The sequence below is a fragment of the Shewanella sp. HL-SH2 genome, assembly GCF_051164935.1.
In the GTDB taxonomy this organism is placed as follows: domain Bacteria; phylum Pseudomonadota; class Gammaproteobacteria; order Enterobacterales; family Shewanellaceae; genus Shewanella; species Shewanella glacialimarina.
On the sequence record NZ_CP195035.1, the window covers coordinates 2479394 to 2499349 of the forward strand.

Here is a 19956-nt window from a genome sequence, read left to right on the forward strand (position 1 = left end):
ATAAAAGTGTGAACCATTTTTACGACTAGAATAAAAAATACCCTACAATCGCGATTAAGCTTGGCTTAATCGCGACAAGCATAAGAAGGAAGATATCATGGTAGACAAGAAATTATCGGGCGCAGGATTACGTGGTCAAAGTGCTGGCGAAACAAAATTATGTACAGTCGGTAAATCAGGTTCTGGACTGACTTATTGTGGTTATGATGTCGCGGATTTAGCCGACAACGCCACCTTTGAAGAAGTGGCTTATTTACTGTTTAACGGTGAGTTACCAACTCAAGCACAATTAAGTGCTTACAAAACAGAGTTAACCGCGCAACGTGATTTACCTGACGCCCTTAAAGCGGTATTGAAGCTTATTCCTGCTGATGCTCATCCAATGGATGTTATGCGTACGGGCTGCTCGTTTTTAGGAAACCTTGAGCCAGAAGTTGATTTTACTCAGCAACATAAAGCATCTAATCGCTTACTTGCCGCGTTCCCTGCGATTATGTGTTACTGGTATCGCTACAGCCATGAAGGTGTAGAAATTGACTGTACTAGTGATGAAGAATCACTTGGCGGTCATTTCCTTAAATTATTACGTGGTGAAACGCCATCAGCACAATATCGTAAGGTAATGGATGTGTCTTTGATCCTTTATGCTGAGCATGAGTTTAACGCATCGACCTTTACCGCGCGCGTATGTGCTTCAACCTTATCTGATATGTATTCGTGTGTGACTGGTGCGATTGGTTCATTACGTGGTCCACTTCACGGTGGCGCTAACGAAGCTGCAATGGATATGATCCAAAAGTTTAGCTCACCTGCCGATGCCAAAGTGCAAATGGCGGGTATGCTAGATCGTAAAGAAAAAATCATGGGCTTTGGCCATGCTATTTATAGTGTGTCTGATCCACGTAATGTGATCATTAAAGCCTGGTCTGAAAAGTTGGCTCAAGAAAATGGTGACACCTCATTATATGACATTTCTGTCGCCTGTGAAGAGTTTATGTGGGACAGCAAAAAGCTATTTTGTAATGCAGACTTCTTCCATGCCTCTGCTTATCATTTTATGGGCATTCCAACTAAGTTATTCACACCGATCTTTGTGTGTTCACGTTTAACAGGCTGGGCTGCACATGTGATGGAGCAACGCTCTAACAACCGCATTATTCGTCCAAGTGCAGATTATGTAGGCAGTGAGCCACGTAAAGTGGTACCAATTAGTCAACGCTAATTAACTTGCCGAGTCTGATAATGATAATGACTCGGCTTTTTTCGTTGTAGATTAGCGCTTATTAGTTTGATGTTTATTGTGGATGAAGTTATGAATACTCAATACCGTAAAGCCTTACCGGGCACCCAATTAGATTATTTTGACACCCAAGAGGCTGTCGACGCAATTGAACCTGGTGCCTATGCCAAACTGCCTTATTGTTCTCGCGTATTTGCCGAGAACTTAGTACGTCGTTGTGCGCCAGATATGCTCACTGATTCGTTAAAGCAGTTGATTGAACGTAAAAGTGATCTCGACTTTCCGTGGTATCCCGCTCGTGTGGTATGTCATGATATTTTAGGTCAAACCGCTTTAGTTGATTTAGCGGGTCTGCGTGATGCGATTGCTGAAAAAGGGGGCGATCCATCTAAAGTAAACCCAGTAGTACCGACTCAATTGATTGTCGATCACTCACTGGCTGTTGAGCATGCCGGTTTTGATAAGGACGCGTTTGATAAAAACCGCGCTATTGAAGACCGTCGTAATGAAGACCGTTTTCACTTTATCAATTGGACTAAAACGGCGTTTAAAAATGTTGATGTTATCCAGCCTGGTAACGGCATCATGCATCAAATTAACTTAGAACGTATGTCGCCAGTGGTACATGCTCAAAATGGTGTGGCGTTTCCTGATACCTTAGTGGGCACCGATAGCCATACACCACATGTAGATGCGTTAGGTGTTATTGCCATTGGGGTAGGTGGTTTAGAAGCAGAAAGCGTGATGCTGGGCCGCGCATCTTACATGCGTTTACCGGAAATTGTGGGTGTTGAAGTAACGGGTAAGCCACAACCTGGCATTACCGCTACCGATATTGTATTAGCATTAACCGAATACTTACGTGCGCAAAAAGTAGTGTCATCGTATCTTGAGTTTTATGGTGAAGGTACCACCCATTTAACCCTTGGCGATCGCGCCACCATTACCAACATGACGCCTGAATACGGCGCCACAGCAGCGATGTTTTATATCGATAAGCAAACTATTGATTATTTAACATTAACTGGTCGTGAAGACGCCCAAGTTAAATTAGTTGAAACCTATGCCAAACAAGCCGGTTTATGGGCTGATACGTTAACGAATGCTGTATATGAGCGTGTTCTGCATTTTGACCTATCGTCGGTTGGCCGTAATATTGCCGGTCCTTCAAATCCGCATTCTCGGGTTCCAACCTCTGAGCTTGCTGCTCGCGGTATTAGTGGTGTAGTTGAAAACGAGCCTGGTAAAATGCCCGATGGTGCCGTGATTATTGCCGCCATTACTAGCTGTACTAACACCAGCAACCCTCGCAACATGATTGCAGCGGGACTATTAGCACGAAATGCCAATGCACGTGGTTTATTACGTAAACCTTGGGTTAAATCATCACTTGCGCCAGGCTCTAAAGCAGTGCAATTGTATTTAGAAGAAGCAGGCTTGTTACCTGAGCTTGAAAATTTAGGTTTTGGTATTGTTGGGTTTGCCTGTACCACCTGTAACGGCATGAGCGGCGCGCTTGATCCGGTTATTCAACAAGAAGTGATTGATCGCGATTTGTACGCAACGGCTGTGCTATCGGGTAATCGCAACTTCGATGGACGTATTCACCCTTACGCTAAACAAGCGTTTTTAGCCTCGCCGCCATTAGTGATAGCTTACGCCATTGCCGGTACCATTCGGTTTGATATTGAAAAAGATATCTTAGGCATCGATAACCAAGGTCAAGCGGTGACGTTGAAAGACATTTGGCCAACCGATGAAGAAATCGATGCAGTTGTTAAAGCTAGCGTTAAGCCCGAGCAGTTCCGCAAAGTTTACGAGCCGATGTTTGACATTAAAGTTGAATATGGCACACATGTAAACCCACAGTATGATTGGCGCCCGCAGAGCACTTATATTCGTCGTCCACCTTATTGGGACGGAGCCTTAGCGGGTGAGCGCACCATGAAAGGTATGCGTGCATTAGCGGTACTCGGTGACAATATCACTACGGATCATTTATCGCCATCCAATGCGATTATGCTAGACAGTGCAGCAGGCGCCTATTTACACAAAATGGGATTGCCAGAAGAAGACTTTAACTCTTATGCCACTCACAGAGGCGATCACTTAACTGCCCAGCGAGCCACATTTGCTAACCCTAAACTGTTTAACGAAATGGTGCAGGAAAACGGCAAGGTGAAGCAAGGTTCACTTGCGCGCCTTGAGCCAGAAGGCCAAGTCACTCGCATGTGGGAAGCGATAGAAACCTACATGGAACGCAAGCAGCCACTGATTATTATCGCTGGTGCGGATTATGGTCAAGGCTCGTCACGTGACTGGGCGGCAAAAGGCGTGCGACTTGCTGGCGTTGAAGTGATTGTTGCCGAAGGCTTTGAGCGTATTCACCGTACCAACTTAGTCGGTATGGGCGTGTTACCGCTTGAATTCACAGCAGGTCATAATCGTCATACTTATCAGATTGATGGCACAGAAACCTATGATGTGGTTGGCGAGCGTAAGCCGGGAGCGATGTTAGATGTGATCATGACGCGTAAAAACGGTGAGCAAGTGACGATTGCGGTGAAGTGTCGTGTCGACACGGCTGAAGAGCTGTCTATTTATGAAGCTGGCGGTGTATTACAACGTTTTGCGCAAGACTTTCTAGAGTCAAGCGCTGCGCAGTAATTTTTGCATGAAGAAATAATCAATCATCAGAAAGAGGCGGTGTATGGGCTTACCATCACCGCTTTTTTTAAGGATAAAATATGACGTTTAAACCACAGATAAAAATACCCGCTACCTATATGCGTGGCGGAACCAGTAAAGGAGTCTTTTTTAATATTTCTGATTTACCGGTAGCAGCTCAAGTGGCTGGCGCTGAACGTGATGAGATATTACTCAGAGTCATTGGCAGTCCTGATCCCTATGGTAAGCATACTGACGGTATGGGCGGTGCGACCTCAAGTACCAGTAAAGTGGTTCTTTTATCAAAAAGCACCCAGCCTGATCATGATGTGGATTACTTATTTGGCCAAGTAGCGATAGATAAACCCTTTATAGACTGGAGTGGTAATTGCGGCAACTTAACCGCTGCTGTAGGCTCATTTGCGATTAGTAATGGATTAATTGATCCAAGCCGAGTACCTCAAAATGGCACCGTAATCGTGCGTATATGGCAGGCAAATATTAACAAAACCATTATTGCTCATGTACCGATAACAAACGGCGAAGTACAAGAAACGGGTGATTTTGAACTTGATGGCGTGACGTTTAAAGCCTCTGAAGTACAAGTTGAGTTTTTAGACCCTGCCGATGGTGAAGGGGCGATGTTTCCTACAGGTAATATCGTAGATGAGTTAGTTGTGCCAAATATAGGTACATTTAACGTAACTATGATTAATGCTGGTATTCCAACTATTTTTTTGAATGCGGCTGATATTGGTTATACTGGAACAGAATTGCAAGACGCGATTAATAACGATAATGCCGCACTAACAAAATTTGAAACTATTCGAGCCTATGGTGCACTAAAAATGGGACTAATCACTCATTTAGAAGAAGCCAAAGTTCGCCAACATACACCTAAAGTAGCCTTTGTTGCACCTGCAGCCGATTACATTAGTTCAAGTGGTAAAGCGATTAGTGCTACAGAAATTGATTTATCGGTGAGAGCACTATCAATGGGTAAATTGCACCATGCCATGATGGGCACTGCAGCGGTTGCTATTGGCACTGCAGCAGCTATACCGGGGACATTAGTTAATCTTGCGGCTGGCGGCATCGAGCGCCAATCTGTTACCTTTGGTCATCCCTCAGGCACTTTACGTGTAGGTGCAGAAGCTAAGTTGATTGATGGTCACTGGCAGGTAACTAAAGCTATAATGAGTCGCAGTGCTAGAGTATTAATGGAAGGTAGTGTGCGTATACCTCAAGACTAACGTATCCAGTTTTGATCATTGTATAATAACAAAGCCTAAGCACTGTCTTAGGCTTTGTTATTTTAAAACAATTAATAATCAAAATGTTATTTTGTTTTTATTACGTAAAAAGAAAATATAGTTTAGATCTAAAAATGACTTGAACACAGATAGAAATTAGTATTTTATATGCATAATTTCACATGGCGACATTTTTTCAGAATAGTAATTTTTATTAGTTTAATATCATTGACTTAGTGATTTAATTTGATAGTAACCTCACTTGTAAGTGATGGTTTTTTATGCCTCTTAATTACTGTCATGTTACTTTAGCAACAGATTGATTGGGTTAAACCAGACTTTTATTGCCACTATAAGTGAATCCTTAGCGGATTAGCTGTTATGCAAATAAAAATTAGTCAGTACTTGAAAACTTGTATTGAGAATAAGAAAAGGAAAATATTATGGTTGAACACATCACGGGTATGCTGGCATTAATCGGTGTATTGTCGCTTTTGTGTCAATGGGCAGGCTGGAAATTAAGATTACCTGCCATTTTACCACTACTGTTATGTGGATTGTTACTGGGACCTGGATTGAATATTCTTAATCCAGATGAAATTTTTGGTGATTTATTGTTCCCTATCATTTCATTGGGTGTAGCTGTGATTCTTTTTGAGGGAGCATTAACGCTCAATTTCAAAGAGATTAAAGATCACAGCCGCATGGTGACTAATCTTGTGACCATAGGCGCAGTAATTACTTGGGCATGTATTACCCCTGCCGCGCACTATTTTATGGGATTTGATTGGCCTGTCGCATTTCTATTTGGCGCGTTAGTTGTTGTCACAGGGCCAACGGTAATTGTACCCATGTTGCGTACGGTTCAACCTAAAGCTAAATTAGCCAGTATATTACGTTGGGAAGGTATTGTTATTGATCCCATCGGTGCATTATTCGCGGTGTTAGTTTACGAATATGTTGCCGTTACCGCAGATCCTACAACACACGTATTGTATGCATTGGGCCTCACTTTAGTGATTGGTTTTGGCATAGGGGCAGCCGCGGGTTACTTCATTGGTGTAGCACTAAGAAATAACGTCTTCCCACATTATCTGCGTAATACAGCGGTGTTAACGATAATGTTGGGTGTATTCGTCGGCTCTAACTTATTACAACATGAATCAGGACTCTTAACTGTTACTGTAATGGGTATCTGGCTTGCCAACATGCGTGGTGTAGACATAGCCGATATTCTAGAATTTAAAGAAACCTTAACAGTACTGCTTATTTCAGCATTGTTTATTTTGCTTGCCGCACGTTTAGATTCTAACGCTATGTTAGGGCTTGGTATTGGTGCTTTCGGAGTGCTGTTTGTGGTTATGCTTATTGCTCGTCCATTAAGTATTTGGACCTCAGCATTGGGTACTAATTTAACCTCAAAAGATAAGTGGTTTTTGAGTTGGGTTGCACCACGGGGTATTGTTGCTGCGGCAATTTCATCACTGTTTGCGATTAAATTAGAAGAGCTTGGTGTTCACGGTGCAAGCTCTATCGTGCCATTAGTATTTTTTATCATTATTGGTACCGTAGTTATTCAAAGTTTAACCGCAGGCCCCTGGGCAAAATTTTTAGGGGTTAAAGAAGGTTCAAACCAAGGTTTACTTATTTTCGGAGCCTCAAAGTTTGCTCGAGAATTAGCCACCCAGCTATTAGCTAAAAACATTAAAGTTGTGCTAGCAGACAGTAACTGGGACAGTATTCGTCAAGCCCGTATGGAAAATATTCCTGTTTACTTCGGTAACCCAGCATCTGAACATGCAACTAACTACATGGACTTAAGCGGTATAGGCAGAGTGTTAGTTATGTCTCCTTATCGTCAATTGAATCCTTTGGTCAGTTTCCATTTCCAAGATTTATTTGGCTCGGAAAAAGTGTATGGTCTAAATAATAGTGAAACAAATGTTGGCAGTGGCCGTCATCAACTGTCTGAGTCTTATTTACAGCGGTTATGCTTATTTGGTGAAGGGATAAGCTATGCCAAAATAGCCAGTTTAATGGCTAAAGGTGCTGTTCTTAAAGTCACTAATATTACCGAAAACTTCAGTTATGAAAAGTTCCGTGAGCGTTATGGTGATACAGCTATGCCTTTGGTTTATATAACCAAAGAGGCTAAGTTAAAAGTCATTACCGCGGAAACTCAAAAGTTACCCGTAGGGATTGAGTTAATTAGTTTGTTACCTCAAGAAGCACAGGAACAAGCAATTATTCAACGCGCGTTAGATGAAGAAGCTGCTCGTTTAGCTAAGATTAAAGCAGAAGAAGAAGCAAAAGCGGCTGCTGAAGCTCGTGCTATCCGTGAAGCAGAGGAAGCTGAGCAACGTGCAATTGAGAAAGCTCGCCGTAAAGAGGAAGAGCTAGCTCTGTTCGAGGCACAAGAAAAAGCTAAGTTACTCGAGGAAGAGCAGGCAGCTTTGATTGAAGAGGCTAGACTTGAGAAAGAGTCTGAGACTTTAGATATTCAATTATCGAATGATGAAGTGCTTAATGATTCGCTTGTTAAAGATGAGACTGAGTCTTTAGATAAAAAAGAACCACCGTTAAAATCCTAATATTAACGATACAATAGTTGTTAAAAAAGGCTTAGTTAATACTAAGCCTTTTTTATTCGTATCATTTTTGGAATTTAAAGTAGTTAAATAGATCTAGTAGCCATGCTATTTAAAGAGTTCAAGTATCACTTCATGATGATCTTTAGTTTTGAATTTATTGATGAACTGAGTGACTTTACCTTCAGTTCCCACAATAAAACTTAATCGATGTATCCCGTCAAAAGTTTTACCCATAAATTTCTTTTCACCCCAAACGCCAAATGCATCAGCAACAGCATGATCTTCATCACTGAGTAAGTGAAAATTTAATGCTTGTTTATCTGAGAATTTTTGTAGCTTAGCAACTGGATCTGGGCTTATGCCTAGAACAGTAATGTTTAGGTTATCCAGTTGTTGCTTAATATCACGTAAGCCTTGCGCTTGCACAGTACAACCAGGGGTCGATGCCTTTGGGTAAAAGTAAACTAACACAGGGCCTTTATCCAGGCAGCCTTGTAATGAAATAGTTTCATTAAATTGGTTTTGTAATGTAAATAGTGGGGCGGTATCACCCGTTTTTAAGGTGTTCATATTTATTCCTTTGTCAGATATCAGAAGGGGTATGTCTAGGCCCTGATTTACACCAAAATACGATAGGTAATGGAATAAAGTTCAGCTAATAGTTACTGCGGTGACGTAGTGCCTTGCATTAATTTAATACTGCACTCTAAATTCATTTCTTCAGCCAATTGATGAATTGATGTTTCTAGCTTGGCTAAATCGACTTTATCAGGAATATTAATCGCTAAGAATATCGACTGCGTTTGTAGACCTTCATTATCATCGGCATGGGAACGTACTGCGGCCAAATCAAGTGAGCGCTCAGCTAGGAATTGGGTAATTGTTTTCATCGTGCCACGTTGGTCTTCACCACTAATGGTCACTTCAACGCGTGATACATAATTTTTCGGCACATGTTTTGATGTCCGTTTCATCACGGTCATCAGCTCTAATTCAACACTGAGACTGGGTAGCATGGTTTCAATTTTTGTAATTGCTGGCCATGAGCCCGAAATCATCATTATTAGAGTAAATTCATTACCAAATAGCGCCATACGGCTATCAACGATATCACAATCACAATCACTGGCTAAGCGTGCTAAGCGACTGACTAAACCAGGGCGATCGGCACCCATTGCGGTAACGACCAGGTAGTTGGTCATGGATTTTCCTCATTTGTTCGAATGAAATATCGATTGACGTCTGTAAACATACTATACGCCTATGCAACCAGTAATATTATCATATCATCGTAACAAACCTCCTTAAAACGATAGAATAAAAATAATACTTGGCGTAATTGGTGTAATTTTAATCAGCTGAAAGAGGGATGTCTAAAAAAACAATTAAGAATGTGTAATCTCTTCGCTATAAAGCATAAAATACTACTACTTTATGCCGAATCAAGGTGAAATGGCTTTTTCGGGTAATTTTGATTTGAGCACTGCTAATGCTTGTCATTAGTGGGTAGCATCAGTAACATAGCAAATCCTGAAAACTTGGGGAATATAGATGAAAAACGGAAGCATCGTAGCCTTAATCACACCAATGAATAGTGATGGCACAATAGATTATGCAAGTCTTGAAAGACTGGTAGATTTTCATATCAATCAAGGCACCGATGCCATTGTTGCAGTGGGTACAACTGGCGAATCTGCCACGTTACCGATGAAAGAACATATCGCGGTAGTTAATCAAACCGTAAAATTTGCCGCCGGACGAGTCCCCATTATTGGTGGCAATGGCGCAAATGCTACAGCTGAAGCAATAGAGCTGACTAAAGGCATGCAACATTCAGGCATCAGTGCCATGTTAGGTGTCACACCTTATTATAACAAGCCAACACCTAAAGGCCTTATCGCACATTATAAAGCTATTGCAGCGAGTACAGATATTCCACAAATTTTGTATAACGTACCAGGCCGCACAGCAGTAGATATGAAGCCGGAAACCGTTGCTGAGTTATGCTCTGTTAGCAATATTATTGGCGTGAAAGAAGCCACTGGTGATGTCAGCCGTGTTGCTTTACTACGTCAGTTATGTGGTGATGACTTTATTTTATACAGCGGTGATGATGCTACTGCTCGCGAGTTTTTACTTGCTGGTGGTAATGGCGTTATTTCAGTTGCGAATAACATCGTTCCTCATGCGTTCAAAGCTATGTGTGATGCCGCGCTTGCGGGAAATGCACAACTGGCTGCTGAAATTGATGAACCACTGCGTGGTTTATACAGTTCATTATTTTGTGAAGCAAACCCTATTCCAGTTAAATGGGCTGTTCATCGTATGGGACTAATTACCCATGGGCATATTCGTTTGCCATTAACTGAACTTTCTGAGCAGTTTCATGGTCTGTTACTAGAGTCTATGAAAAAAGCGCAAATTAAGGTGCAATAATACATGTTTAAAAAAGTCACCCCTCTATTACTGATAACCACGCTTGCAGCCTGTAGTACGCCTATAGATCGTCGCCAGGCTAATGGTAATGAAGAGTATGTTCAAACTCAGTCGGTCGCTTTATTGAAGATTCCATCTGGATTAAAACAACCTAACTACAGCAAAGAGTTCGATATTCCAAATGTCAGTAACAAAGTTGATACGACTATTGTTGGCAAGCGATTAGATATTCGTCCACCATTGCAAATTATTGCAATGGCAGAGGGTACTCATGTTGAAGAAAGTAGCAATAATATAAAAATTATTATTGAATCCGTTGATAATTCAACCGACTTAAAGCAAGAAATATTTAATGTTATCAATAGCTATTTAGCTAAGAATAACATTGCTAAACGTACGGATAATTTTGAAACTGGTGTTGTTGAGACAGACTGGATAGAAAGCCAGGACGTGTTAGAAACAAGTTGGTTTGGTAATGATAAAGTGTATTTACTGCGCCAACGTTATCAGTTTGATATCAATGTTAAACCACATGGTAGAACGGGTGATGTTGCTATTAGCCTAGTCGAGCATGAAGAGTATTACGATGAAGACCTGCAAGATATATTCTTGACCGGTGATGATAAACGTCGTTATACCATTGATATGCTTAATAACACAGTATCGTATATGGCTGTTGAGCGTGAGCGTGCGCTTAAAGCTGCACGTATTGAGCAAAGCTTAGGGATAGATATTGATCTTGTTGAACCAGGAGCAGATGCTGAATCATATTGGCTTGCAAAAGCTAGCTTTAGCAAAACATGGGATCGCCTACGTATCGTATTACCTGAATTAGGCTTAGATGTTATCGATATGGATACCAGTAAAGGTCTATTTTATCTTAACTTAGAAGAAAGTGGTGGTTTTTGGAGCTCATTATGGGGCGAGGAGAAATTAACACTTGAGAAAGGTAGTTATCGACTGTTGCTGCGTACTACTGATAACAAAGATGAAACTAAAATTCTATTCCATGATATAACTGATGAACCGCTTAAAAACGAAGCTATTGCAGAAGTTTATAAACGTCTTTATCAAGCGATGAAAGAACAGCGTAAAGTGCTCTAATAACTATTATTTAATTACTTTCATTTGAAAAAGAGATGCCTACGGGCATCTCTTTTTTTGGATTCAAACTTTTAACGTTAGCCAGAAAACTAATTTACTAAATGTTTCTAATGTGTCTAATTTGTAAGGAAAGGTAAAACGCCTTGCAGCTAATAACTGACTGAGTAGAATCAACATCAAGTAATTTACCTCATTGAGTTTTTGTAAAAACTTATATCTGAAAAATTAATTAAATAATTGCAATGATGAGTGATCTATTTTTACTAGTTTGCACTATTACTTCACTAAACACTTATCTGACACAGTATAAAATATTATCCAGTGTTAGTTCGTTGCATGATTACAATATCCCGATAAAGAATGGTTAACTGATGAAAAAAATAATATTAATAATCGCAGTTGTTGGCATTGCAGCATATGGCTACCAAGACATGCAGCCTAAACAAAATAAAGTTCAGCACGAAAAACCTATTCCCAATGTGGTATTTGCTACTACTAAAATGATGGCGATTCGCGATGAAGTGGAGGCAATAGGAACTGGTAAAGCATTTGAATCGATAATTGTGACCTCAAAAATTACTGAAGTGGTCACAAGTGTAAATTTTGAAGATGGAGATTTAGTCAAGAAAAACGACTTATTGATCCAGCTTCAAGATGCTGAGCAACAAGCTAAAGTTAACGTCGCTAAGGTCAAGCTAACTGAGCACCTTAGAGAGTTTGACCGGATAAGTACTTTGGTTACCAGTAAAACTATTGCAGAGCTCGAGCGTGATAGATTACAAAGTTTAATTGATTTATCTCGTGCAGACATTGAGCTGGCGACATCCGCATTAATTGATAGAAAAATTACCGCTCCATTTTCAGGCCGCTTAGGATTACGTCAGGTTAGCCTTGGTAGTTTAGTGTCAACCGGCGAGCAAATTACAACGCTGGATGATGTCAGTAAAATTAAACTCGATTTTTCTATTCCAGAGCGATTTATTCAAGAATTAAAGCCTGGAAAGCAAGTAGAAGCACAAGCGGTTGCTTTCCCAGACCGTATCTTTTTAGGGACAGTGACATCTATTGATAGCCGAGTTAACCCAGATACCCGTGCTGTTGTGGTGAGGGCTGTATTATCCAATGATGATTATGCTCTACTGCCGGGGATGTTAATGAAGGTGAAATTGATTAAACAAAGCCGTCAAGGACTGTTACTGCCTGAATCAGCAATTATCCCTATCCAAGACAAGCATTATGTCTATAGCACCAATGAGCAAGATGAAGTGATTCAAATTCAGGTGAAATTAGGCGTCAGGATGCGGGGTTGGGTTGAAATTACTGAAGGATTAGCTGAAAACCAACATGTTATTATACGGGGTATTTTAAAAGTACGTCCAGGTGACAAAGTTACATTACAGGAAGCTGAAAACTTTAATTTCGTCAATGTTAATTCGACGGAGACAGCAGCATGATCTTAACGGATTTATCGGTCAAACGTCCTGTTTTCGCCTCTGTAATCAGTATTCTATTGATTGTTTTGGGCTTAGTGTCATTTGATAAATTACCTTTGCGCGAATATCCTAACATCGACCCCCCGATTGTATCTGTTGAAACCAGCTATCGCGGGGCAAGCAGTTCAGTTGTTGAAAGCCGTATAACTCAGTTGATAGAGGACAGAATAAGTGGTGTAGAAGGCATTCGCAACATCAATTCATCCAGCTCTGATGGTCGCTCGAGTGTCACAATCGAGTTTGATATTGACCGAGATATCGAAGCAGCAACTAATGATGTACGAGATAGAATATCTGGTCTACTAGATCAATTACCTGAAGAAGCTGACGCACCATCCATTTATAAGGCCAACGGCAGCGATGAAGTGATAATGTGGCTTAATTTGGTCTCAGATCAAATGGACATATTGCAGCTGACAGATTATGCCAATCGGTACCTAGTTGATCGGTTTTCAGTGATTGATGGTGTGTCAACCCTGCGTTTAGGCGGCGGAAAAGTGTATGCAATGCGCATATGGATAGACCGCCAAGCTTTAGCGGCACGTAACTTGACCGTTACTGATATAGAAAACGCATTGAGAACGGAAAACGTGGAGTTTCCTGCAGGATCTATAGAATCGGAAGATCGTCATTTTACTGTTCGATTAGAGCGTGCTTATCGTACCCCAGAAGACTTTTCTAATTTAGTGCTTACCCAAGGCGAAGATGGCTATTTAGTTAAGTTAGGTGATGTTGCTAGAGTTGAGATTGGCAGTGAAGAAGAGCGGATTGTGTTCCGTGGTAACACAGAGGCAATGATTGGTCTTGGAGTCAGTAAACAATCAACGGCAAATACCCTAGAAGTAGCTCGAGCTGCAAATGCACTGGTTGATCAACTCAATCCTACTCTACCCGCGGGTATGGAAATTAAGCGGTCCTATGACAGCTCAGTATTTATTGAACGCTCAATTGATGAGGTCTACCAAACTTTATTTATCGCGATGATATTAGTCATCATTGTGATTTATTTGTTTTTGGGTAGTGTCAGAGCGATGTTGATCCCTGCTATTACCGTTCCGGTATCATTACTCGCCACATTCACAGTGTTATATGCACTTGATTACACAATTAACTTATTGACTTTGTTAGCGATGATTCTAGCTATTGGTATGGTGGTTGATGACGCCATTGTGATGTTAGAAAATATTCACCGAAGAATTGAGGAGGGTGATTCACCGCTAAAAGCGGCATATTTAGGCAGCCGAGAAGTGGCTTTTGCTGTTGTAGCGACCACCCTTGTATTGGTTGCGGTATTTATGCCAATCACTTTCCTTGAAGGGGACTTAGGTAAGTTATTTAAAGAGTTTGCCGTGACAATGAGCGCCGCGGTTATTTTCTCAAGTATCGTTGCATTAACCCTTAGCCCCATGATGTGTTCTAAGCTGCTAAAACCTTCCAGCGAAGGTTCATGGCTAGTGCGTCAGATTGATAAATTGATGGATCGCTTATCATCAATGTATAAATCTAGCCTTGCTAAGGCATTTAAAAAGCCATTAATAGTCAGTGCCTTAGTAATTATCTCCTTTGTTATCAGTGGTTATTTATTGCAAAAAGTGCCTCAGGAATTTGCCCCACAAGAAGATCGTGGTTCTATGTTCTTAATGGTTAATGGGCCTCAAGGTGCTAGCTTCGAATATATTGAAGAATATATGGATGAAGTTGAAGGGCGTTTAATGCCATTAGTCGAAAGTGGTGATATTAAGCGTTTGCTTATCCGTGCACCGCGGGGATTTGGCACCGCAACAGATTTTTCTAATGGTATGGCGATTATCGTACTTGAGGATTGGGGACAACGTAGAAGTGCTAATGCTATTATTGGCGATATTCGTAGCCGATTATCAGATTTAGCGGGCATTCGTGCGTTCCCAATTATGCGACAGGCATTTGGTCGCGGAGTCGGTAAACCAGTTCAATTTGTACTGGGCGGCCCTAGCTATGAAGAGTTAGCAGAATGGCGTGATATTATTCTTGAAAAAGCCAAAGATAATCCAAAATTAATTGGTTTAGATCATGACTACCAAGAGACAAAACCTCAGTTACGGGTGATCATTGATCGGGTTAGAGCAGCCGATTTAGGAGTGTCTGTTTCGCATATTGGCCGCACACTTGAAGCCATGTTAGGTTCAAAACTTGTGACCACCTTTATGCGTGATGGTGAAGAGTATGATGTCATCATTGAAGGTAATCGAGAAAGTCAAAGCACAGCCAGTGATATGGAAAACCTTTATGTGCGTTCTGCGCGCACCAATGAATTAATTCCACTATCTAACCTGGTCACTATTGAAGAGTTTGCTGATGCTAGCTCACTTAATCGTTATAATCGTATGAGGTCAATTACTCTTGAGGCTAACCTAGCCGAAGATTACAGTCTGGGAGAAGCACTTGCTTATCTAAACGATTTAACCTCAACTTATTTACCTGCTGAGGCGGTGGTAAGTTACAAAGGGCCTTCATTAGATTATCAAGAGTCAGGCAGTTCGATGAATTTTGTCTTCTTGCTAGCTTTAGGAATTGTATTCTTAGTGTTAGCGGCTCAGTTTGAAAGCTTTATTCATCCAATGATTATCATGTTAACTGTGCCATTAGCCACCTTAGGTGCTTTACTGGGATTATGGTTTACCGGACAGAGTATCAATATTTATAGTCAAATTGGTATTATCATGCTGGTAGGTTTAGCTGCTAAAAACGGCATACTTATTGTTGAGTTCGCTAATCAGTTGCGAGATAGAGGAGTGGAATTTAACGAAGCAATATTACAAGCTTCTACCCAACGTTTAAGGCCTATTTTGATGACAGGTATTACAACCGCTGCTGGAGCATTACCTTTAGTGATGGCGGTTGGTGCTGGTTCAGAAACCCGCTATGTAATTGGTGTTGTGGTCTTATCTGGTATTACTTTGGCAACATTTTTTACCTTGGTTGTTGTGCCTGTGGCTTATAATTTGTTTGCTAAAAATAGTCACTCTCCAGATACGGTTGCCAAACAATTAGAACAAGAGTTACGAGAGTAAACTGATAATTGGATAATACAGGGTTGTTAATCCACTATTATCCTGTTTAAGATAAAAAAAGAGCCCGTCATTTGACGGGCTCTTTTTTTATATGCAGATCCTAGCGGCTTACCATACAACTTGCGGTTGCAGTTGCAAGTAATCGACCCTGTTTGTCGGTTAGCCTTGCTTCGGATATTGCTAAACTGGTGCTTAAGTTAACTAGCTTGCCTATCGCAAATACCGGTTGATTTTTCGGTACAGGCCGAACCATTTTTACATTCAAGTCGATAGTGGCGTAGCTAGCGCCAGCTGGTAATGCGGAATGAACTGCACAGGCAGTGGCTGAATCAAGTACTGTAGCTGCAAAGCCGCCATGCACTCCACCCATAGGGTTTAGGTGTCTTTCATCTGCGGCTGCTTCAAAGGTAATTTCTCCTTCGCTAACTGAGACAGCCTTCATTGGCATCGTTTGTGTGATTGAAGGGGCAGGGAGTTCACCTGCTAACATAGCCTGCATAATTTGCAGACCTGTCATTTGACGTATATTCATTGACATTTCCTCAATAAAAAAGGGTAAAGCATGGCTTTACCCTTAATATTACTTTTACTAATTTATCTGTTAAGCAGCTTTTTCTTGCTTAGCGGGTAACTTGATATTGGCACGTAGCTCTTCAGTATCAAAATCATCAACGTTGATAGATTTCAAGCGACCAATCTCTGCACGTTCTAATAATGCAATTTCAGCTTCACTTAGAACACCCAGTGCTTTACCTTCAGCAGCAATCTTATCAAGCCACATGAAAGGGAGTCGTTTGCCAGCGGCTTTACACACTTTATCGTATAAAGGCTCACAAGCTAGAATATCGATAAAGGTTTGTTCTTGAATACCTACGGGATTGTTCTCGCAGTTAGTAAAGAACTGACCTTTACCTAAACGGTCACGGCTTGCACATGGTGTTTGCATTATCTTAGCGACTTTATGATCCATTACATCTGTAGGACGCTTAACTGGACGACCGAATGGGAAAATAACCCAACGTAATACATGACCTAATCCCATAGGGAAGTTGTTAAGTAAGTCATCTAAAGAATCTTGTAATTTATACAATGAATCTTCAACAGCCCACTGAACTAAAGGTAAATCGTCAGTTAAACGGCCTTCATCTTGATAACGTTTCAATGTTGCTGACACAAGATATAGCTGGCTTAATAAGTCACCTAGACGAGCTGAAATACGCTCTTTACGCTTAAGATTACCACCTAAGGTCGCCATTGCTAAATCAGACAATAACGCTAAGTTAGCACTGAAACGGTTCATCTGTTGGTAGTAACGTTTAGTCTTATCTGAGTAAGGTGCGTTAGAGAAACGAGCACCCGTTAATCCCATCCAGAAACTGCGAATAAAGTTAGAGGTAGCAAAACCAATATGACCAAATATCGCATCATCAAAGGTGGCTAACCCACGGGCTGCATCAGTATCAAACGCCGATTCCATTTCTGTTAATACATAAGGATGGCAGCGAATTGCACCTTGACCATAAATGATCATAGTACGAGTTAAAATATTTGCGCCTTCAACAGTAATAGCGATAGGAGCGGCTTGGTAGCCACGGCCTAAGTAGTTGTTTGGACCTAAACATACACCTTTACCGCCGTGAATATCCATGGCATCGATAATACATTTCTGCATTCTGTCGGTTAGGTGAAATTTAACAATCGCTGATATAACAGATGGTTTTTCACCTAGATCAATTGCAGTGGTTGTTAAGCTAGTGACTGCATCCATTAAGTATGCATTACCGCCTATACGTGCCATTGGTTCTTCAATCCCTTCTAACTTACCAATCGGTAGTTTGAACTGACGACGAATGCGTGCGTAGGCACCAGTAGCTATTGCAGCCGTTTTTACACCACCAGCAGAGTTAGATGGCAGGGTAATACCACGGCCAACCGATAAACACTCAACCAGCATACGCCAGCCTTGGCCAGCCATTTCTGGTCCACCAATAATAAAGCTTAATGGTACAAATACTTCTTCACCACGGGTAGGACCGTTTTGGAACATACAGTTAAGTGGGAAGTGGCGGCGACCAGTTTCTACACCTGGGATATTAGTTGGGATTAAAGCACAGGTAATACCTAGCTCTTCTTTGTCGCCTAGTAATCCATCAGGGTCGCGTAGCTTAAAAGCTAAACCAAGTACGGTCGCGACAGGTGCAAGCGTAATATAACGCTTGTTCCATGTTAGCTTCATACCTAATACTTCTTCACCTTCAAATTCGCCTTTACAGACAATACCAAAATCTGGAATTGAGCCTGCATCACTGCCAGCTTCTGGGCTGGTTAATGCGAAACAAGGGACTTCTAATCCTTTGGCTAAGCGAGGTAGGTAATGATCTTGCTGCGCAGCAGTGCCATAGTGCTGTAACAATTCACCAGGGCCTAAAGAGTTTGGTACACCGACAGTTGATGCAAGTTCACTGCTAACACCAGCAAGCTTTTGTAAAACCTGTGATTGAGCATAAGCAGAATATTCTAAACCGCCATATTTCTTTTTGATGATCATCGCAAAGAAACCATGGTCTTTTAGGTATTGCCACACATCTTGAGGTAAATCACCCAGTTCATGCGACACCATGTGGTGATTAACCATTTTACACACTTCTTCAACAGGGCCGTCTAGGAAGGCTTGTTCGTCAGCGGTAAGGCGAGATTGTGGGTAGTTGTGTAGTTTACTCCAGTTAGGATTACCAGCGAACAAATCCGCTTCCCACCAGGTCGTACCTGCTTCAATTGCTTCTTTTTCAGTAGAAGACATTTCAGGCATGATACCACGGTACACTTTAAGCAGCGGACGGCTGATAAAATTTTGTCTAAATGATTTAATGTTAAAAGGTAATGCTATTACAAGGAATACAGCCCATGTAATAGTACCTACGATGTCCATTGCGCTACCAACACCTAAAACAACAGCTGCTGCTATCGTGGTGGTGACAAGCGATACCCTTAGGTAAGACATTGTGCCGAGCACACAGATCATCGCGATGATCAAAAATAGGGTGGTCACTTTACTCTCTCCTTAAAGCCAGTTTCATAGGGTGAATGGCTAATTCTTTATTGATCTTAATCACAAGTATAGACCGTGGTCAGACCTGTGCCACATAAAATTTAACCTTATGTAGCAATGAATACAAGCATTATTCAAACAATTGTTTAAATTTTTATGTGTCAATCTTGTTTCACTGATTTACCACAAAAGATACAATATGCTCAACTGCTGAAAATTGATCAATAAGTAACGAAAAAGGCTTAATAAATGTGCGAATTACTTGCTATGAGTGCCAATGTCCCCACTGATATTGTATTCAGTTTCACTGGGTTAGCAGAACGTGGTGGGGTAACTGGACCGCATGTAGATGGTTGGGGTATTACCTTTTATGAAGGTAAAGGCAGTCGAACATTTAAAGATGCATCTCCAAGCAGTCAATCTCATATTGCTCAACTTATAAAGTCATACCCAATAAAAAGTGAAATTGTTGTGAGTCATATTCGACAAGCTAATAGAGGGTGCGTGTCACTGGAAAACACACATCCTTTTACTCGAGAATTATGGGGCCGTTATTGGACCTATGCCCATAATGGTCAGCTAAGTGACTATGAGCAAAAATTTATTTCAAGTCGTTTTCAACCCGTTGGCGATACGGATAGTGAAATGGCATTTTGTTGGATACTTGAGCAAGTGGTACAGCAGTTTGGCGACACTGCACCAGAAAATATGAATGTGGTGTTTGAGTACATAGCTAAACTTGCAGATGAGATCCGCACTCTAGGTATATTTAATATGATCTTAAGCGATAGCATTGATTTAATGGCATATTGTACCAATAATTTGTGTCACATCACTCGTAGAGCACCCTTTGGTAAAGCTACCCTTATTGATACCGATGTGGTGATTGATTTTCAAAAAGAAACCAGCCCTAATGATGTGGTTACCGTGATTGCGACTAGACCGTTAACTAACAATGAACAATGGCAGGTGCTTTCAGCCGGTGACTGGAGAGTATTTAGACTGGGTGATATTCGGATCGAGCATAGTGCTGTTTAACGTACTGTCGTAAAAATATTAAATTAAGTTAGTAG

The 19956-nt window shown here is 41.2% G+C and carries 13 protein-coding genes; 9 read left to right on the forward strand and 4 right to left on the reverse strand.

Features of this window, described 5'->3' with window-relative positions; translation table 11 throughout:
• The first annotated feature begins 97 nt into the window (after positions 1 to 97).
• From prpC to ACRWP9_RS10750, 4 genes are all read left to right on the forward strand, one after another.
• A complete protein-coding gene (prpC, locus tag ACRWP9_RS10735; RefSeq protein WP_434926008.1) occupies positions 98 to 1222 on the forward strand; it encodes a bifunctional 2-methylcitrate synthase/citrate synthase in 1125 nt (374 codons plus the stop codon).
• Between the two features lie 90 nt (positions 1223 to 1312).
• On the forward strand, positions 1313 to 3907 hold the full coding sequence (acnD, locus tag ACRWP9_RS10740; protein WP_434926009.1) for a Fe/S-dependent 2-methylisocitrate dehydratase AcnD: 2595 nt from the start codon (positions 1313 to 1315) through the stop codon (positions 3905 to 3907).
• A gap of 80 nt (positions 3908 to 3987) precedes the next feature.
• On the forward strand, positions 3988 to 5160 hold the full coding sequence (gene prpF / locus ACRWP9_RS10745) for a 2-methylaconitate cis-trans isomerase PrpF (protein ID WP_434926010.1): 1173 nt from the start codon (positions 3988 to 3990) through the stop codon (positions 5158 to 5160).
• A 443-nt stretch (positions 5161 to 5603) separates the two neighbouring features.
• A complete protein-coding gene (locus ACRWP9_RS10750) occupies positions 5604 to 7751 on the forward strand; it encodes a cation:proton antiporter domain-containing protein (RefSeq protein WP_434926011.1) in 2148 nt (715 codons plus the stop codon).
• Positions 7752 to 7856: 105 nt separating this feature from the next.
• Here ACRWP9_RS10750 and bcp read toward each other — a convergent pair whose 3' ends face one another.
• Complete coding sequence (bcp, locus tag ACRWP9_RS10755; RefSeq protein WP_434926012.1) at positions 7857 to 8321, reverse strand: thioredoxin-dependent thiol peroxidase; 465 nt, start codon at positions 8319 to 8321, stop codon at positions 7857 to 7859.
• A gap of 92 nt (positions 8322 to 8413) precedes the next feature.
• Positions 8414 to 8953 (reverse strand): glycine cleavage system protein R, encoded by a 540-nt coding sequence (locus tag ACRWP9_RS10760; protein ID WP_434926013.1) that lies wholly within the window; start codon positions 8951 to 8953, stop codon positions 8414 to 8416.
• A gap of 349 nt (positions 8954 to 9302) precedes the next feature.
• Here ACRWP9_RS10760 and dapA point away from each other — a divergent pair, with 349 nt between their 5' ends.
• The 4 genes from dapA to ACRWP9_RS10780 all read left to right on the forward strand — a co-directional run bounded on the left by dapA (position 9303) and on the right by ACRWP9_RS10780 (position 15834).
• Positions 9303 to 10187 carry a 4-hydroxy-tetrahydrodipicolinate synthase gene (dapA, locus tag ACRWP9_RS10765; RefSeq protein ID WP_434926014.1) on the forward strand — a complete coding sequence of 295 codons (885 nt, stop codon included), beginning with the start codon at positions 9303 to 9305 and terminating at the stop codon, positions 10185 to 10187.
• Positions 10188 to 10190: 3 nt separating this feature from the next.
• Positions 10191 to 11291 carry an outer membrane protein assembly factor BamC gene (gene bamC / locus ACRWP9_RS10770; protein WP_434926015.1) on the forward strand — a complete coding sequence of 367 codons (1101 nt, stop codon included), beginning with the start codon at positions 10191 to 10193 and terminating at the stop codon, positions 11289 to 11291.
• Between the two features lie 371 nt (positions 11292 to 11662).
• On the forward strand, positions 11663 to 12745 hold the full coding sequence (locus ACRWP9_RS10775) for an efflux RND transporter periplasmic adaptor subunit (protein WP_434926016.1): 1083 nt from the start codon (positions 11663 to 11665) through the stop codon (positions 12743 to 12745).
• Positions 12742 to 15834, forward strand: coding sequence for an efflux RND transporter permease subunit (locus ACRWP9_RS10780; protein ID WP_434926017.1), 3093 nt, complete (start codon positions 12742 to 12744; stop codon positions 15832 to 15834). Before ACRWP9_RS10775 ends, ACRWP9_RS10780 begins: the two co-directional genes overlap by 4 nt.
• A gap of 100 nt (positions 15835 to 15934) precedes the next feature.
• Here ACRWP9_RS10780 and ACRWP9_RS10785 read toward each other — a convergent pair whose 3' ends face one another.
• Both ACRWP9_RS10785 and fadE read right to left on the reverse strand, forming a co-directional pair.
• Positions 15935 to 16366: a PaaI family thioesterase gene (locus tag ACRWP9_RS10785; RefSeq protein ID WP_434926018.1), complete on the reverse strand. Its 432-nt coding sequence runs from the start codon at positions 16364 to 16366 to the stop codon at positions 15935 to 15937.
• 69 nt (positions 16367 to 16435) lie between these two features.
• Positions 16436 to 18883: an acyl-CoA dehydrogenase FadE gene (gene fadE / locus ACRWP9_RS10790; protein ID WP_434926019.1), complete on the reverse strand. Its 2448-nt coding sequence runs from the start codon at positions 18881 to 18883 to the stop codon at positions 16436 to 16438.
• A 249-nt stretch (positions 18884 to 19132) separates the two neighbouring features.
• Between fadE and ACRWP9_RS10795 the strand changes: the two genes are divergently transcribed.
• Positions 19133 to 19921 (forward strand): class II glutamine amidotransferase, encoded by a 789-nt coding sequence (locus ACRWP9_RS10795; protein WP_434926020.1) that lies wholly within the window; start codon positions 19133 to 19135, stop codon positions 19919 to 19921.
• Positions 19922 to 19956: the final 35 nt, after the last annotated feature.

Bases quoted from the DNA above. Each gene is read 5' to 3' on its own strand.
- prpC (WP_434926008.1), top strand. From the start codon at position 98: ATGGTAGACAAGAAATTATCGGGCGCAGGATTACGTGGTCAAAGTGCT.
- acnD (WP_434926009.1), top strand. From the start codon at position 1,313: ATGAATACTCAATACCGTAAAGCCTTACCGGGCACCCAATTAGATTAT.
- prpF (WP_434926010.1), top strand. From the start codon at position 3,988: ATGACGTTTAAACCACAGATAAAAATACCCGCTACCTATATGCGTGGC.
- ACRWP9_RS10750 (WP_434926011.1), top strand. From the start codon at position 5,604: ATGGTTGAACACATCACGGGTATGCTGGCATTAATCGGTGTATTGTCG.
- bcp (WP_434926012.1), bottom strand. From the start codon at position 8,321: ATGAACACCTTAAAAACGGGTGATACCGCCCCACTATTTACATTACAA.
- ACRWP9_RS10760 (WP_434926013.1), bottom strand. From the start codon at position 8,953: ATGACCAACTACCTGGTCGTTACCGCAATGGGTGCCGATCGCCCTGGT.
- dapA (WP_434926014.1), top strand. From the start codon at position 9,303: ATGAAAAACGGAAGCATCGTAGCCTTAATCACACCAATGAATAGTGAT.
- bamC (WP_434926015.1), top strand. From the start codon at position 10,191: ATGTTTAAAAAAGTCACCCCTCTATTACTGATAACCACGCTTGCAGCC.
- ACRWP9_RS10775 (WP_434926016.1), top strand. From the start codon at position 11,663: ATGAAAAAAATAATATTAATAATCGCAGTTGTTGGCATTGCAGCATAT.
- ACRWP9_RS10780 (WP_434926017.1), top strand. From the start codon at position 12,742: ATGATCTTAACGGATTTATCGGTCAAACGTCCTGTTTTCGCCTCTGTA.
- ACRWP9_RS10785 (WP_434926018.1), bottom strand. From the start codon at position 16,366: ATGAATATACGTCAAATGACAGGTCTGCAAATTATGCAGGCTATGTTA.
- ACRWP9_RS10795 (WP_434926020.1), top strand. From the start codon at position 19,133: ATGTGCGAATTACTTGCTATGAGTGCCAATGTCCCCACTGATATTGTA.